This window comes from Akkermansiaceae bacterium (assembly GCA_024233115.1).
Taxonomy (GTDB): Bacteria; Verrucomicrobiota; Verrucomicrobiia; order Verrucomicrobiales; family Akkermansiaceae; genus Oceaniferula.
In genome coordinates, this window is sequence record JACKQB010000001.1 from 561326 (window position 1) to 576745 (window position 15420).

17 protein-coding genes are annotated in these 15420 nt (G+C 53.7%); 10 read left to right on the forward strand and 7 right to left on the reverse strand.

All coding sequences use genetic code 11. From position 1 onward, the window contains the following. Nucleotides 1-15: 15 nt before the first annotated feature. Nucleotides 16-1020 (reverse strand): flotillin-like protein FloA, encoded by a 1005-nt coding sequence (gene floA / locus H7A51_02365; GenBank protein MCP5535059.1) that lies wholly within the window; start codon nt 1018-1020, stop codon nt 16-18. A 180-nt stretch (nt 1021-1200) separates the two neighbouring features. Between floA and H7A51_02370 the strand changes: the two genes are divergently transcribed. The 3 genes from H7A51_02370 to H7A51_02380 all read left to right on the forward strand — a co-directional run bounded on the left by H7A51_02370 (nt 1201) and on the right by H7A51_02380 (nt 3055). Next, on the forward strand, nt 1201-1395 hold the full coding sequence (locus tag H7A51_02370; protein MCP5535060.1) for a hypothetical protein: 195 nt from the start codon (nt 1201-1203) through the stop codon (nt 1393-1395). A 97-nt stretch (nt 1396-1492) separates the two neighbouring features. Beyond that, a complete protein-coding gene (locus H7A51_02375) occupies nt 1493-2422 on the forward strand; it encodes a hypothetical protein (GenBank protein MCP5535061.1) in 930 nt (309 codons plus the stop codon). 27 nt (nt 2423-2449) lie between these two features. After that, nucleotides 2450-3055 carry a SprT-like domain-containing protein gene (locus H7A51_02380; protein ID MCP5535062.1) on the forward strand — a complete coding sequence of 202 codons (606 nt, stop codon included), beginning with the start codon at nt 2450-2452 and terminating at the stop codon, nt 3053-3055. Nucleotides 3056-3066: 11 nt separating this feature from the next. Here the strand turns inward: H7A51_02380 and H7A51_02385 are convergent, their stop codons facing one another. Beyond that, a complete protein-coding gene (locus H7A51_02385) occupies nt 3067-3369 on the reverse strand; it encodes a DUF3817 domain-containing protein (GenBank protein ID MCP5535063.1) in 303 nt (100 codons plus the stop codon). A gap of 240 nt (nt 3370-3609) precedes the next feature. Between H7A51_02385 and chrA the strand changes: the two genes are divergently transcribed. Further along, on the forward strand, nt 3610-4806 hold the full coding sequence (gene chrA, locus H7A51_02390) for a chromate efflux transporter (protein MCP5535064.1): 1197 nt from the start codon (nt 3610-3612) through the stop codon (nt 4804-4806). A 307-nt stretch (nt 4807-5113) separates the two neighbouring features. Here the strand turns inward: chrA and H7A51_02395 are convergent, their stop codons facing one another. Both H7A51_02395 and H7A51_02400 read right to left on the reverse strand, forming a co-directional pair. After that, nucleotides 5114-5584 carry a hypothetical protein gene (locus tag H7A51_02395; GenBank protein MCP5535065.1) on the reverse strand — a complete coding sequence of 157 codons (471 nt, stop codon included), beginning with the start codon at nt 5582-5584 and terminating at the stop codon, nt 5114-5116. Nucleotides 5585-5614: 30 nt separating this feature from the next. Beyond that, nucleotides 5615-6391 carry an RHS repeat-associated core domain-containing protein gene (locus H7A51_02400; protein MCP5535066.1) on the reverse strand — a complete coding sequence of 259 codons (777 nt, stop codon included), beginning with the start codon at nt 6389-6391 and terminating at the stop codon, nt 5615-5617. Between H7A51_02400 and H7A51_02405 the strand changes: the two genes are divergently transcribed. Then, nucleotides 6275-7039, forward strand: a complete 765-nt coding sequence (locus H7A51_02405; protein MCP5535067.1) for an RHS repeat-associated core domain-containing protein — start codon at nt 6275-6277, stop codon at nt 7037-7039. The two genes, H7A51_02400 and H7A51_02405, sit on opposite strands and share 117 nt — an antisense overlap. Before the next feature lie 32 nt (nt 7040-7071). On the opposite strand, the gene H7A51_02410 is transcribed toward H7A51_02405, so the two are convergent. After that, complete coding sequence (locus H7A51_02410; protein ID MCP5535068.1) at nt 7072-8244, reverse strand: IS256 family transposase; 1173 nt, start codon at nt 8242-8244, stop codon at nt 7072-7074. 220 nt (nt 8245-8464) lie between these two features. Here H7A51_02410 and H7A51_02415 point away from each other — a divergent pair, with 220 nt between their 5' ends. From H7A51_02415 to H7A51_02435, 5 genes are all read left to right on the forward strand, one after another. Then, nucleotides 8465-9232 (forward strand): hypothetical protein, encoded by a 768-nt coding sequence (locus tag H7A51_02415; protein ID MCP5535069.1) that lies wholly within the window; start codon nt 8465-8467, stop codon nt 9230-9232. Nucleotides 9233-9538: 306 nt separating this feature from the next. After that, nucleotides 9539-10465 (forward strand): protoheme IX farnesyltransferase, encoded by a 927-nt coding sequence (gene cyoE, locus H7A51_02420; protein MCP5535070.1) that lies wholly within the window; start codon nt 9539-9541, stop codon nt 10463-10465. Between the two features lie 34 nt (nt 10466-10499). Then, nucleotides 10500-11288: a hypothetical protein gene (locus H7A51_02425; protein ID MCP5535071.1), complete on the forward strand. Its 789-nt coding sequence runs from the start codon at nt 10500-10502 to the stop codon at nt 11286-11288. Continuing rightward, nucleotides 11285-11980 (forward strand): SCO family protein, encoded by a 696-nt coding sequence (locus tag H7A51_02430; GenBank protein MCP5535072.1) that lies wholly within the window; start codon nt 11285-11287, stop codon nt 11978-11980. Before H7A51_02425 ends, H7A51_02430 begins: the two co-directional genes overlap by 4 nt. A 4-nt stretch (nt 11981-11984) precedes the next feature. After that, on the forward strand, nt 11985-12539 hold the full coding sequence (locus tag H7A51_02435) for a DUF420 domain-containing protein (GenBank protein MCP5535073.1): 555 nt from the start codon (nt 11985-11987) through the stop codon (nt 12537-12539). Between the two features lie 9 nt (nt 12540-12548). On the opposite strand, the gene H7A51_02440 is transcribed toward H7A51_02435, so the two are convergent. Together H7A51_02440 and H7A51_02445 are read right to left on the reverse strand one after the other, a co-directional pair. Then, nucleotides 12549-13988, reverse strand: coding sequence for a nitronate monooxygenase (locus tag H7A51_02440; protein ID MCP5535074.1), 1440 nt, complete (start codon nt 13986-13988; stop codon nt 12549-12551). Nucleotides 13989-14197: 209 nt separating this feature from the next. After that, nucleotides 14198-15391, reverse strand: a complete 1194-nt coding sequence (locus tag H7A51_02445; protein ID MCP5535075.1) for a metallophosphoesterase — start codon at nt 15389-15391, stop codon at nt 14198-14200. Nucleotides 15392-15420 lie beyond the last annotated feature (29 nt).

Consider the following 15420-nt stretch of genomic DNA (forward strand, 5'->3'; position numbering starts at 1 on the left):
CTCTGCTAGCCGGATTTACTCGTTCGTCTCACCGCTGTCACCGGCGATGGAATCCCGCATCTTGGTGTCGGCCTTGACGTTCTGGTATTTGACATAGTCCATAATTCCGAGGTTGCCGCTGCGGAACGCCTCGGCGATCGCCATCGGGATTTCCGCCTCGGCTTCCACCACCTTGGCGCGCATCTCCTGGGTGCGGGCGCTCATTTCCTGCTCCACAGCCACGGCAGCCGCGCGGCGCATCTCGGCCTTGGCCTGGGCGACTTGTTTGTCGGCTTCAGCCTGCTCGGCCTGGAGTCGGGCGCCGATGTTGTCGGCCACGTCGACGTCGGCGATATCGATGGAGAGAATTTCAAATGCGGTGGAGGCGTCGACCCCTTTCTCCAGAACGAGTTTGGAAATGTTATCGGGGTTTTCCAGGACGTGTTTGTAGGAAACGGCGGAGCCGACCGAGGTGACGATGCCCTCACCCACGCGGGCGATGATGGTTTCCTCGGTGGCGCCACCGACAAAGCGGTCGAGGTTGGTGCGCACGGTGACCCGGGCGCGGGCGTTGACGGCGATACCGTCTTTGGCCACAGCGGTGATCTTGGTGGTGCCCATGGCAGGGTTCGGGCAGTCGATGACTTTCGGGTTGATCGAGGTGCGGACGGCTTCGAGCACGGTTTTTCCGGTGTCCTTGGTGGCGAGGTCGATGGCGCAGGCGCGGTCGTAGCTCAGCGAGATTCCGGCTTTATCGGCGGCGATCATGGCGAGGACGACGTGGGTGATGTCGCCTCCGGAGAGGTAGTGGGCCTCCAGTTGGTCCGTGGAAAATGGCAGGCCGGCCTTGACGGCCGTGATGCGGCTGTTGACGATCAGTGCGGGCGGCACCTTGCGGAAGCGCATAAACACGAGGTTCATCATGCTGACCGGTGCTCCGGCGGTACGGGCTTGCAGCCAGATACCGAAGAATTTCATCAGGACGACCAGGAAGATAAGAACGAAGATGATCGCCACACCGAGGAGGATGACACCGATCATGGGTGGGAATTTGGCGACGATTGGGGTGAGGGTAAGAGCGGGCATGGTTTGAGTGGGCTGTTGGTTGGTAGTTGTCAGTAATCTGTGGCAACTATGGCCTGGTTGCAAGAAACATCAGTAAAAATTACCCTATAATGACGCCTTGCTTTCCCGCTGGGATGGGTTATGCAACTCCCTGACATGAAACAGTTCATTTTTAGCACATTTGCAATCGTTGGTTTGTTCGCCTTTATTTCCTGTGAACGCCACGACTGGGAAGACAGTACCGAAGGTAAGAAGGACGGGACAAAGAACCTCTACCCGAAGGAGGATAAGAAGGCCGGGCACGAGCAGGAAGGTCACGGTCATGCTTCAGGTGAAAGCGATAATCACTAGTCATCTTTTTTAGCCTGCACCATGGTGAGGCAAGCCTTGAAAACACACCAGAGGCTCCACCATCGGCGGGTTTTCCGTTGTAGGCGATCAAACCCCGATGAACCAACGCCGAACTCCAATCTGGTTGCTGCCCAATCTGCTGAGCGTGGATGCTCCATTGGTGGCCGTGGCGTGGATGTGGATGCTGGCACAGGCACTGCGGGTGGAATACATCCAGACGGCAGCGTGGATCGTCCTGCCGACCTCGATCTGGTGTGTCTACGTGCTCGACCGGCTCATTGACGGATGGGTGCACCCTGGGGTGCGCGCGTCGTCGCCCCGGCATATCTTCCACTGGCGCTGGCGCTGGCCTCTCCTGGCCGCAGCACTCATCGCGGGCGGGGTGAGTATCTATTACGCGATGTTCGTGCTGTCGCGGTCGATTTTTTCCGCCGGTCTGGTGGCGGCGCTGCTGTGCGGGTTTTATTTTGTGCTCGCCTTTATCAGAACCGGGGATGTGCCCTACGCGAAGAATTTTATCGCCGGGATGATTTTTGCCATGGGGATTGGGATTCCGGTCAATGCCGCCAATGCCACCTTGTTGGTGACCGACTTGAATGACGTTCTTTATGCCTTCAGGCACACCGGCATGGTTGATGCCACGTGGAATTTTGGCAGGATGGTGCTGAGTACGATGATCGTGATTTTTGTCCACTGCCGGGAAGTCTGGGTGTTTGGTCTGCTTTGTATGATGAACATCACGGCGATCGACCTGTGGGAAAAAGCAGCCGGTTCGGTGGATGAACATGCGGTGGACAGGCACGAGCAGACATTGACCCTGGGGCTGATTATCCTTGCCGGTGGCTCGCTGGTGTTTGCGGCGATGTATGCCGACCAGTATTCCAAGCCGTTTTTCTATGCCGTGATGGTGGGAGCGGCGGGGCTTCAGGTGATCAATCACTACCGGGACCGGTTTTCCATGAACTCCCTGCGGGTGCTGGCAGACGTCGCCCTGCTCGTTCCCGTGCCAATTTTTCTGGTCGCCTGAGCGGGGTGGGTTACTCTAAAAGCACCGATGCGATTCGACCGACAGCTGGAGTTTTTATTCTTCGGGAACAAGAAAAAGGCTCTTCAAACCTCCGCTCCGCCTAAGCAGCAGGAGGCTCGGGAAAGAGGTGGGATCGATCAAGAAAGGACCGCGCAATGTGCGGCCATGCTGCGCACCCTGGGAATGGATGAGCTGGCGTCGAGGGTGCTTGTCATTTGGAACAAACGCATGCGAACCACGGCTGGCCGGGCATTCTGGCCGGAGGGGAAAATCGAATTGAACCCGAAGCTGAGGCAGGTGGCGGAGGAGGAAGTGCATGGCACCATGCTGCATGAATTGGCCCATCTGCTGGCTTACGCACGGGCCGGGCGGAAGAGGATTGCGGCCCACGGTGCCGAGTGGCGGCAGGCATGCTGCGACCTCGGCATCCCCGGTGAGCGGGCCACCCATTCGCTGCCCCTGCCAGGAAGAACCATGGTGCGGAAGTGGCGCTACACCTGCCCTCGTTGTGGTGAGGGCTTTGACCGGGTCAGGAAAATGAAACGCTACGCCGGATGTTACACCTGTTGCAAAACCCACAACGGCGGCTACTACGATAAGAGATTCCGTTTGCAGGAGACGAAACTCGGTTGAAACCCGGCCTGCTATCCCTCGCTCGCCACCTGGCTCTTCAACCACTTCTCCACCCAGATCGGGGCGAAGGGGACGAGCGAGGCCATGAAGATCCAGAATGGCGGCCTGAGACTCCATTGTTGCCTCAGCTTGGCATCGAGCAGGGCGGCACAGAAAATGCAGAACAGGACACCGTGCGCCATACCGACAATGCGCACGGCCAGCGGTTCGTCCCAGATATATTTGAGCGGCATGGCAATACCGAGAAGAACAAGGTAGGAAATGGCCTCGACGATACTGATGACACGGAGTCGGTTGATGGCGTTGCTGAACATCGCGGGGTGATACGCACGGATGACGGAAATGACAAGAATTTGGTATTTGGAATTGGATCCAGCCCAATCTGCGTGAGCGGATGTCTTGATCTGTGGCCATCTGTGTTTGATGGATGTTTTCAACACGGATGGCACTGATCGACACAGATGACCACGGATGGCAGATATGGGAAGGTGATTTTGTGAATGACAAGAATTTGGTATTTGGAATTTGAAACCAGGAGTTTAGCATTCCACCCCATGCCGCACGAGAAAACCGGAGTCAAGGGACTGATAGAGTGTTTTTGGGTCTCGCTGAAACTAGGTCTTACCGCGTTTGGTGGCCCTGTGGCGCACCTTGGTTATTTCAGGGAAGTGTATGTCGAACGCGTCAAATGGTTGGGCGAAAAACGTTATGCAGAGCTGGTGGCACTGACCCAGTTCCTGCCTGGGCCGGGTAGCAGTCAGCTGGGGGCGGCCATTGGTTACGGGCGGGCTGGTTGGTTGGGCGCGCTGGGAGCATGGCTTGGCTTTACCCTGCCGTCGGCCGTGTTGATGATCTCCTTTGCCATTGGCATGGGAGGTGTGCAGGAGTGGTTAGGCACGGGGTGGCTGCATGGATTGAAACTGGCTGCGGTGGCCGTGGTCGCGGTTGCTTTGTTGGGGATGCGGAAAAACCTCTGCCCCCGCTGGCCGGAGATGATCCTGGCCGTGGTGGCATTGACCATTCTTATTTTGGTAACGCAGGCGTGGGTGCAGCCTGTGCTGATTCTCCTGGGAGGTGTGGTCGGGGTGTTTGTTTTCAAGGAAAAGGACAGCGAGCCCGCGGATGAAAAATACGCTGGGCAAGGCGGTTCACATGTTCGCGGTGTGGTCATCGCGGCATTGCTGCTGGTCGTATTGCTGACAGTGCCGATGATGTTTCCCGGACACAAGGATGTGCAGGCGACCGGTGGCCTGCTCCAAGCCGGCTCGTTGGTCTTTGGTGGCGGGCATGTGGTCCTGCCCCTGCTGGAGACGGGGGCGGTCGACAGCGGCTATGTCAAAGCAAACGATTTCCTTGCTGGCTATGGTGCCGCCCAGGCCGTTCCCGGACCCCTGTTTACCTTTGGTGGGTTTCTAGGTGCCTCGATGAAATTGTTCGGGAACGCATGGGTCGGGGGCGCTGTCGGGATCATTGCCATTTTCCTGCCCGGCATGGTTCTGCTGGCAGGAGGACTTCCTGTTTGGAACCGGCTCAAACATTTTGCCTGGGCGCGGGCTGGTGTCCGGGGGGCGAATGCCACGGTCGTCGGGGTGCTCGGCGCGGCATTGTTAGGGATGCTTCGCAATGGCAGCGTCGCCGGAGCCGGTGACGCCGCGGGAATCGTGCTGCTTGCCCTGGCAATCTACTTCAAATGGCTCCCCGTCTGGGCGCTGGTCATCATTGCCGCCGTGGTGGGGGGTGTATTTGCCTAGTTCACGATTCGCCCAGCCTGGTGGTTATGGAGTGACTTTAACTTACCCCACATCGTAAAAAACAAAAAATCTACAACGCCAATGGTAACAAAAATCAATGAAAGCGTGGAATTCTATCAGAAATCACCCGATATCAATTCGGCAATACTACACGATGATAATTTGGTGCTGTACATCTAACCGAGGCAAAGAACTTCCGCGTTGACCATTCCCTGCATGGACTCGCAAGGCTGAAAACAAGCATGTTTTCCAGCGCGACCTAACACGCCTGCGATTCAAGACCCAAAAAAACTCAAAAAATCACTTGCTAAAGGTCTGATACTACTGACCCCTCTCTGACCCCTCTCTGCTTGTCCTCCTCCGCTGACCCCTCTCTTGATGAGAAAAAACAAATTTTCGATACGGTAAAATACTCTTCGCCATCAAAAGAAATACTACGAATAAATTTTCCAGCCATTACAATCAGTTTTCCCTGATGATCTTCTAAATTTATTTCTTCTGTAATTTGATCGCCGTAAGAGAGTATTTCAATTTCATTATTATCTACCAACACCCTAAAAGGCTTTTTTTTGCATCTCACTATCCCTTGGTAAACAATAGCATACTCAACGTCTGTTTTTGGTGTCGAAACCGCCAAGTTATTAGATTTTTTGTAACCTACAGGAATCACGCCCATCTTTACAGGAGCCATGCCTTGTATAGTTGTATCTCTCGTATCACATGAAGGTAAAACCAACGCAATCCCAACAGCTAAAAATATAAGACCAATATTTAACATTCTATGTTATGATTATGATTTAATACGCTATTAAGGGCATTCATGGTCGATCACTTTCGTTCTTACCTTTACACGTTTAACCTTAGGAAAAACACCTCTCTTATTCTTTCTGTCATCTTCATTAGCATGAGGATCACCTCTATCAACTCGAGTTTTCCCTTTCCAATCTGGGTAGCCTACAAAGGCTGGCAAGTTATTTCTATTTGATACACGAGCATCACTGCCGCCCCTATCTTCGGCACTTTGGCTGAAGCTGTGGGAAAAAGGATGTGAATGATACCACCCCGCAACAGTCCACTTGCTGCCAAAAGCTTTTTTACAAGCCTTGTCTCGCATTGAACGACTAACTGCCTTTGTCATGCCCCCAACATTCCCTCTCAAATGACGTGGATGAACTCCCTCCTGCGGAGGTGTATAATTAAATAGATCGCAAGCGCATTTACACAAGTATCCCCAATATTCCATTGCTTTGGTTTTATCAACCCATTCCTTATTTTGGGGATCTTCCATCCATTTTTTTGTCATGTCATGGGCGGCCTTACTAGCTGCAAAACCAGCCTCGTTTAGCGATTTATAAGCCATTCCTAACACATCAATTAGGTTTACTCCATCGTTTACCACGAATCCATACAGGTTTAAGCCGCCCTTTTCAGCAATGGGGTCACGGTTTGGCCATCTGCCCGTAACCGGATCATAGTATCTGTATACGGTTACAGATACTACGATCCGAACGTAGGACGGTGGATCAACAGAGACCCGATTGAAGAAGAAGGGGGCTTTAACCTTTATGGCTTCGTTAATAACGATGGAATCAACAAATTTGATATATTCGGGTTAAGTCCTGATACAGCACAAGAGGAAAAAAAAGATTGCTGGGTTGGTGTATTATGGGGGCATAAATCAACCCCTAATCCAGATGGCTCAAATGTTACTACAGAGATCACAGAACTTCTCTCTCAGTTGGGTGAAGGCTCTGAAGTCGGGGGGGTATGTTGCAATAATATGGGGATACCTAAATCGGGAATCAAAGGATTTCCTCGGTATTCGGGAAGGATCGGAGATGGTAAAACCTCCAAAAACGCTGGACTCAATGCTAAGGTGAGCGATTTTAAGCCTTATAAAGAATCGGGGTTAAAAGGAGGAGAGAGGCAACGGGCAGCGAAACGAGTAGGGTTCGCTCGTTTAATTAACAAAGCTTGGCAAGCAGCTATAGCACAGGCAAAAGCAAATTGCGATGAATGTGATTGTAAGGAAATTACAGTGGAATTTGTATGTGTCACAAATGTTAGAGATAACAGTACTCTCAAACGAAGATATGCTGCATTAAATCACCTCAGCGACAGAGGGAAAAGAAGACTTAATATTAATTTCAAAAGTGAGGATCTTCCTTTGTGTGGCACAAAAAAAAGGCCGCGCAATGTTTTTTCTGTAAAAGTGGCTGATGGCTTTTGTTGAAGATTCGGTTTTTGTTTCTGTTTGTTTTTTTGTTAGTTGAGCTTGAGGTAGGATTTTCCTGTTTCCCAAGTCTCGGAGATTTCGACCAATACAGCGGTCACGAGCCGCAGTAGCGAGTCTTCGTTTGGAAAGAGTCCGACGACCCGAGTGCGGCGTTTGATCTGGCTGTTGAGTGTTTCGCAGGCATTGGATGTGCGCAAGCGCTTGCGATGTGCCTCAGGCAAGGTAAACACGGCAAAACCTTCAGGAATGTTCTCTTCGGCCCAGGCTGCGAGCTTTGGCTGGTCTTTGCGATAAGTGTTGACGAAGTCCTTGAGGCGTTCTTCTGCGTGCTCCCGACTGTCTGCATTGAAAACGGCTCGCAGATCTGCCGCGACCTTGCTTTTGAGGTGCTGTTTGGTGATGTAGTTCTGGGCGTTCTGCTGAAGGTGGAACTGGCAGCGTTGCCACGGACTGGCATTGAACGTGGCTTTGAGGGCTGCCCTGAGACCTGTGTGTGCATCGGATGTGATCATGTCGGGAATGCCGATGCCGCGCTCCTTGAGGTCGGTCAGGAACTCTCGCCAATGAATCTCTGCCTCGGAGAGGGCGCAGGAGACGCCAAGGATCATGCGTTTGCCGTCGTCACGTCTCACCCCGATGGCTTTCAAGGTGGCGCAATCCCTTACAGTGCCGTCGATGCGGACCTTGTAGTAGGTGGCGTCGAGCAGCAGATAGGCGACTTCGGGTAGAGGGCGTGAACGCCATTTTTTGAACTCGGCATCAAGCTCAGAGGTGAGCTTGGAGACCTGTGCTGATGAAACGTCAAAGCCGCAAAGTCCCTTCATGACCTGGGTGACACGGCGTGTACTGACTCCCTGCACATACATGGTGGCGATGGCGGCCTTGAGTGATCGGTCACTGCGCGAACCCTTCTCAAGCAGTGAGGTGCGGAATGTCGTGTCACTGTCACGAACCTGGGGAACCTGCAGGTTGATTTTGCCTACGGCAGTCTGGAAGGACCTCGGCTTGAAACCGTTGGCATATCCATTGCGCTCAACGGCGTCCCTTTCATAGGGGGCGGCTCCGATGTGGTGGATGCGCTCAAGCAGCATGGCGGTGTTCATGAGGAGTTCAGCGATCTTTGAGAGACTGTTTTCGAGTCCGTCGGCGAGAAGAAGGTTGATGATTTCGTCGTTATGGCTAGGATGTGTCTGTTCGTTCATTGCTTTTGTTTGGTTGTGTTAGAACCTTCATTCAAAAGCATTGGGCGGACGCTGGCAACCCCTGAGGGGGGATGGCGCGCCGCCGCAACGGCAGCCGATTCCGCTACGCTCCATCGCCTGCCGTTGCGGCGGGGTCAGGGTATAGCAGCTTTTACAGACAAATATTTACACTACCAAAAAAAATTATTCCTTGTGAAAAAAACAGCAAATAAAATTAGTAATGAAAAACTTAGTAATAATTATGGCTTTGTTGTGTTGCATCCGTTTGCATGCAGGACCCCCTTCCGAAGGGAAATTGTTTTATGGTGATTGGATTGATGAAGGCACCCCATTGCATCAAGTAATTGTTGTAAATGAAAAAACGGGAATAGTCCATGTTCCAAAGTATGCAAAGGGAAACGTAGGATTACTTAAAAATATCGATATTAATTCAATGTATTCAGTGCATCTTTGTTATTCAGATGATCCTCCTATTGAAGTGTCAGCGGTTCAATGGGTGGCTGGAGCAAAGCTCATCAAGGGTATGGCGCTTCCCGAATTGTTTATCGGAATTGGCTGTATCGGTGTGTATGATATACCAAGTCAAGTATGGGGCGTTAGGATTATTGGGGTGAAAAATTTAAATCAAAAAAAAGTGTTGCATAAATATGTTTTTTTTGAAGAGGTGATACCTGGAAATGGCTGGCTTTGTCTTACGGATATTGAACCTGGTGTGTATGCATTAATACCTGTTAGAAAATGGGATGCTGCATCGAATCTTCCTAAAGGCAAATTGTTGACCGTTAAAAAAACGGATTTATCTCCCAGTAAGAGCAATATTGATATCAAAAGATTTGATTGGGATTTATTGCCTGAAATCCAACCCGGTTTAGCAGTCTTGGCCGGCAAGTGTCGGGCATCACATGCCGAGACTCTTATTAGAAAACAAATGAATAAAAACAGAAACACTCAACCTGAGCCCCGTGATAAACCGCGGAGAGGGAAATGAATAACTCAAGAGAGGGGTCAGAGAGGGGTCAGAGAGGGGTCAGTTGGCATGAAAGGCGGTAGCGAAGAAGCCCGATAGCTGCGATAATGGTAGTGAAGGACTAACAAACAACCTCCTTCGCACAGAAGCCATGAACCAGCAAAACTACTACAGCATGGGCATCGATGCGCACAAGCGTTTTTGCCAAGTCCACGTCCTTGACCCCCACGGAGAAACTGCAGGGGGGTGGAAGTGAAGAAGCAGTGGACAAAATGGCTCATCCAGCGCAGTAAGGGGGGGACGACCACTTTTTTCCAAGAACACTCCATGGCCCGTAAAAAGAAAGCAGACATGCCGCCCACGCTCCGAGGTGACCTGGCAACGCTCACCAAGGTGAATTTGAACACCTTTGTGGTGATTACAACCTTGTTTGGTTACTTGCTGGCATCGAAGTACTTCCACGGTGCCTGGCTCTATGACGGTTGGTTGCTTTTCCACACCATCCTCGGCACGGCGTGTACCGCCTTTGGCTCGGCAGCGTTTAACCAGCTGATGGAAATCGAGGAGGATGCCCGGATGAAACGCACCGCGGACCGTCCCCTGCCAGCACGGCGGATGTTGCCGGTGAATGCCTTTGGCATCGGCTGGGGTTTATCGGCTTTTGGCATCATCCATCTGGCTTTGAAAGTGAATCCGGCATCAGCCTATCTCGCTGCGATTGCGCTGGGCGTTTACGTGTTTCTATACACCCCTCTGAAGCGCCGGAGTTCTACCAACACCCTGCTGGGGGGTATACCGGGTGCCATTCCGCCGATGATCGGCTGGGCCGCCGTTGCCCATGCCACTGGCGGCGGTGGCACGTGGTCCGACGGACGGAGCTGGTTCTTGTTTGCGCTCTTGTTTCTCTGGCAAATGCCCCACTTTGTCGCAATCAGCTGGCTCGTCCGCGAACAATACGAGGAGGCGGGTTATGTCATGTGGACCAATGGTGATGTATCGGGAAAAAAGGCCGCGGGCATCGCTGGTGCATTTACCATCCTGCTGACCCTGCTGGCACCTTTCGGCTGGTTGCTGGGTTATGCCGGCCTGACCTGGCTGGTGGGCGGCACCGTGGTGGGCGTGGTCATGCTGTGGCTGTGTCATCGCTTTTCCAAGGCCGGGGACCGTCCGGCTGCGCGCAAACTCTTCCTCTACACCCTGCTCTATCTCCCGCTCGCATTGGGATTGCTTGCCATCGGCTGGAAGCAGGGCTAGTCTCCGCCGACTTCACCCAAAACCCCACATGGAAATGGACAAGCATCTGGAACCCGCTGAAAGAGACCCCGCCGTGCTACGCCGCACTGCCTATAAGCTGGTAGGCATCATGCTGATCGGAGCTGTCGCCGTCCTCAGTGCCTATGTCATCAAAACGAAGGCGAAGGCGAAGGAAAACATCGGTCGACCACCCATCACCTCCAAAATCACCCGCAATTTTGCCGCCAAAAACCAGGACGACAAATTAGTGGCGATCTACGACCTTGAAGGCAAGGTCTGGTTTGCCGTTCCTATTTGTGTCAGCCAGCTGGACGAAAACAAACACGCCCTGGCCATGATGAAGGAGATAACCGAGCACTACGCCGGCAATGAGGATGTGCGCTTTGTCGCGATATCGATCGAAGGGGTTGATCAGGGGGTGAAGCCAGAGGACCTGAAACGTGCGATGGCTGATCTGGGAATCACCGATCCGCGCTGGTGGTTTCTAACGACGGGTGATACCAACAAACAACGTGGCTACCTCAAGGACCAGTTGCGCCTCGGTCTGGTGAGCGCCCGGCAAGAAGGGGATGCTGCAGGAAAATGGAGGTTTCCCTCGCAAATTGCCTTGATCGACCGGAAAATGCACATCCGCCAGCGATACGACTTCCACGAGGCCCGTGAGTATGAAATCAAGGCGGCGGCGGAGTTGGCTAAACGCCCTGAATTGAAGGATGCCAAAGGCTTCGACCTCGTCCTCAACGCAGTGGCTGAATTAAAAAAAACCCTCTACACCAACACCGAATTTGTTCTCAAGGAAACTCAAACAGGTAGCAAAGAATGAACGATAAACAAAAAATAGTCCTCATTTATGTCAGTGTGGCCGTGATCTCCGTGCTGATCCTCTACACCACATGGATGATCCGTGGTCGCCACGTCGAGGTCGAGCCGCAGGATCAACCATACTACGCCCAGGAAGCCGACTTCCAACCGCAGCTTACCTTGCAAAAGGATCTTGTCCTTAAGCGACAGGATGGCAGGGAGGTGAGGATCTCCGACCTCAAAGGCAAGGTGTGGGCATTCGCCCAGTTCTATGCCTCCTGCCCGATGTGTGCCAAGCGCAACGCGCAGGGACTCAAGGCACTTTATGAGAAATACAAGGATAACCCCGACTTCGTGCTCGTCTGCATCACGGTCAACCCGGAAAGCGATGGCGTCGAGGAAATGCTTTCCTACGCCGAAGGCCTGGATGCCAATGCCTCTAACTGGTGGTTCCTCACCGGTGATGCCAAGCAGCTCAAGGACTATATGGTCAACGAGATGAAGTATCAGGAAATCGTCAAACGTGAAGATCCGGAAGAGGCTGCCCGACTCGGGGAGTATGAGCACGACATGTCGATCGCGGTGTACGACCGGGACCTGTCCATGATCAAACGCCACGATCTTTTTCACGCCCTCCAGAAGGGTGAGGCGTTTTTCAAAGGTGAGGAAAACAAGCTCTACTTCACGGTGGATACTTTGTTGAACCAGAACTAACGGCATGTCTGATTACCAGGACTACCTCCAGCGTCAGCCCGATACCGCGATGCTCAAGAAACTCACACGCGCGGCGTGGGTGGTGAGCGGCCTGGTCTTTGTCCTCGTCAGCGTGACGGGTAGTTATAAATGGGACATCGGAATGGGTCTGCCCTACCTGCCGCCGCTGCACGCGGTGCTGAATACCCTGGTTGCGATCAGTTTGTTAGTCGCCGTTGTGGCCGTCAAAAATAAAAATATCACCCTGCACAAACAAGCGATTGGCTGCGCGGTTGTGTTCTCCGTTGTGTTCCTCCTCAGCTACGTGCTCTACCACGGCACCCAGCAGGAAGTGCGGCACGGGGGGGAAGGGGTGGGGAAAACCATCTACCTCTGTGTGCTTGCAAGTCACATTGTGTTAGCGGCTGTTAGTTTGCCGTTTATCCTGATCACACTTTCACTCGGATACACCAACCACTTCGCCCGTCACCGGAAAATGGCGCGCTGGGTGTTTCCGCTCTGGCTTTACGTCGCGGCGACAGGTCCCGTTTGCTACCTGCTGCTCAGACCGTATTATTAGCCACGGAAATCAGGTAGCCAACATGTAGTCCAGCACATCCTTGGCGGTGTAGTTAGGCTTTTCGACCGTGGCGAGTACGGAGACAGCGGAGATGTTGTCGCCACAGGTGACCAGGGGCAGTTCTTCGACCAAGCCATCGCCGTCGTTTTCTTGTGGTTTGCGCAGCTGGCCCATGCCGATGTTGGCCATCAGGCTGTTACAGAGGCATTTGCGGCCCACGGTTTCATCGAGATTTCCTCCTTTTTTGGCAAAGGAATCGAGTGGTTCCGATCGACAGCGCCATCCGAGTGTGCCGTTTTCTTTTTCGTAGGCTTCACGGAGGTAACCCAGGTCGCAGACGCGGCAACGGTCTTCGTAAACATCCTTTTCGGACAAAGAGCCGGGAACGGTGAGTACCTGGAACGGGAACCCGGTGGGCGATGCCACAGGGTCTTTGTAGATGTTGGGTTTGCCGTGCAGACATTCCTGGATGGTATTGCGTTTCAGGTCTTCACGCAGGCCTGATTCGTCGGTAAAGGCAAAGACGGTGCCCAGCTGGACACCGGCCGCCCCGGCAGCCAGGGCTTCCTTGAGTTTCTCTGGAGTAGCGTAGGAGCCGGCGAGGTAGAAGGGGACACCGAGCGCCTTGATGGCTTCGAGATCGACCTCATCCCTGGGGCCATACTGCGGCTCGCCTATTTCGTTGTAAGTCGTTTTTCCGCGCGGGGGGGCGTTGTGGCCACCGGCGGAGGGCTCCTCGATGATCAGGCCGTCGACGATACCACCGGACTTTTTCACCATGACGGATGCCAGGGTGACCGATGATACGATGGGGAAAAACATGGGTCGTGGCAGGGAGGTGATATCCTTGGCCATGATACCGCGCGGATCGAAGCGCAGTTTGTGATCGGCCCCCTTGGTGGCGCCGTGGACGTGGACTGCAAACTCGACAGGTTCCCCCCTGGTCAGGCCGTCGATCACCTTGGGGAGTTCGATGGGGATACCCGCACCGACGATCACCACATCCACTCCGGCCAGCATGGCGCCGAAGATACCGGCCAGAATCGGTGTCTGGATTTTGTGCAGGCAATTGATGCCCACCATACCGTTGTGGCCTTCCTTGGCCAGGTAGACCTCGCAGAAATTGGATACCATGATCAGCTGCTCGGTGAAGCGGCTCGGTTTGTCGCCTATCATCGGTTTTGTGGCATATGGCTGGTCGGCGGCCTTGCCTCCTTCGATGAAGTAGCGGTCGAGGATTTTCTGCACCAGCGCCTGATCGGGAAACGCGGCCAGTGCCCGGCGCATGTAGCCGTCAGGGTCTCCCAATTGGAGAACCCGGACCATGACCAGGTCGATGGCGGTGCTGGAAACTACTCCAAGCTGGCCTTGGGATGCCACCGATTTAGCTAATTGCCAACTGGAGATGGCAATTCCCATTCCACCCTGGATGATTTGAGGAAATTTCATGTGCGGTGGGAATGTGGGGGCAAACAGGTGTTTTGCCAATTAAATACGGGTACTGATTCTGCCTTTTATCCCGCATATCTTGACCCCAAACTGTGCATATCCTGTCGTTTGCTGTTTTAAATGGATGTTGGGTCTACGTTTGGATCGATTGATAATCCTTGGGGGGAGGACGGGGATGAGTCAGGTTCCGGGCCTGGCATCACCCGGCATTACCCGAGGCGTGGGAAGACGTGGCTACTCGTTGTTTTTCCCTGCATATCGATCATGCGGAAAACCAGCTGTTGAGGGTCGGCCTTGCCGGTGATGAGCCGGGCCTGGGCCATCTTCGGGCCTCCCCCGACGAGTTGTGCGTAGGGGAAATCCTTGTTTGCGGGGATATAGGCGTCGCGGTGGATGTGGCCGGAGATCACAACCTGGGTGCCCCATTTGACGAGTGCGTCGTGCCAGAGGTCACGGCTTCGTCGGCTATACCAGTCGAACTCTGTTTTTCTGTCCTCATCTGTCCAGCGCAGCGGAATATGGCAGAACATGATGCGGTAGGGGGCGTTTTTGATGTCGGGCTGTTCGATGACCTTTTCCAACCACTCAGCCTGTTCCCGGCGCATGGGCTCACAGGCCACCCGATCAAAAAGATAAGGGTGGTCGTCCGGTTTGTCCTCGCCGGTGTCCATGCAGATCACGGCGACAGGGCCTGAGCGGAAGGCGTGCCATGGCTTGCCGTCCGGGGTCGCTGCGATGTCTTCGACTTGATGGGCCAGGGTGCCGCGCAGGTCATGATTGCCTCGCACAAGGATCAGCGGGCTATTGGCTGTGAAATCGACGCCACTCCCGGCGCCTGCGGGGGTAAGGATGGTTTCAGCAACTTCGCCTTCTTTGTACCAATCGTTACAAGTGTCACCATTCCATAAAAGAAAGTCACTGGCAGGGGTGATGGACGCGAGTTTTTTGATGGTGTCGTTATGTTGATGGGTATCATTCCAAACACAGAAGGATGCATTCTCCGCCGTTGCTGAGAGTGTTTTAAAGCTGCGTAGTGCGCCGGTTTCCCTACGCGGGGATTTTCTGTCAAAGTCCTCGGTCACCACTCGGTAGAAGTAGGTTGTTCCAGGTTTGAGTCCGTTGATCCGGACTCTCAACACCCCCTTGCCGGCCGGCCGTAACCCCCAGCCATCGTTCCTTGCGACACTGCCCGGATCTTTACTGGTGCCGTACTCAACGAACCCTTTGGCCAGCCCGTTGATACGCCACACAATTTCAACACCGTCAGTGCGGGGGGCCATGACGACCGGGTGTCCTATGGCAAGTGGGGCAACCTTTGCCGCCTTCCCTTGAGCTGCGACCATCGTCGCGGCCCCGATTGCAGAGCCTGCGGCAGTGAGTTGGATGAATTGACGTCTGTCCATAGGCGGTATACTCGCCGGATAGGTAAAAA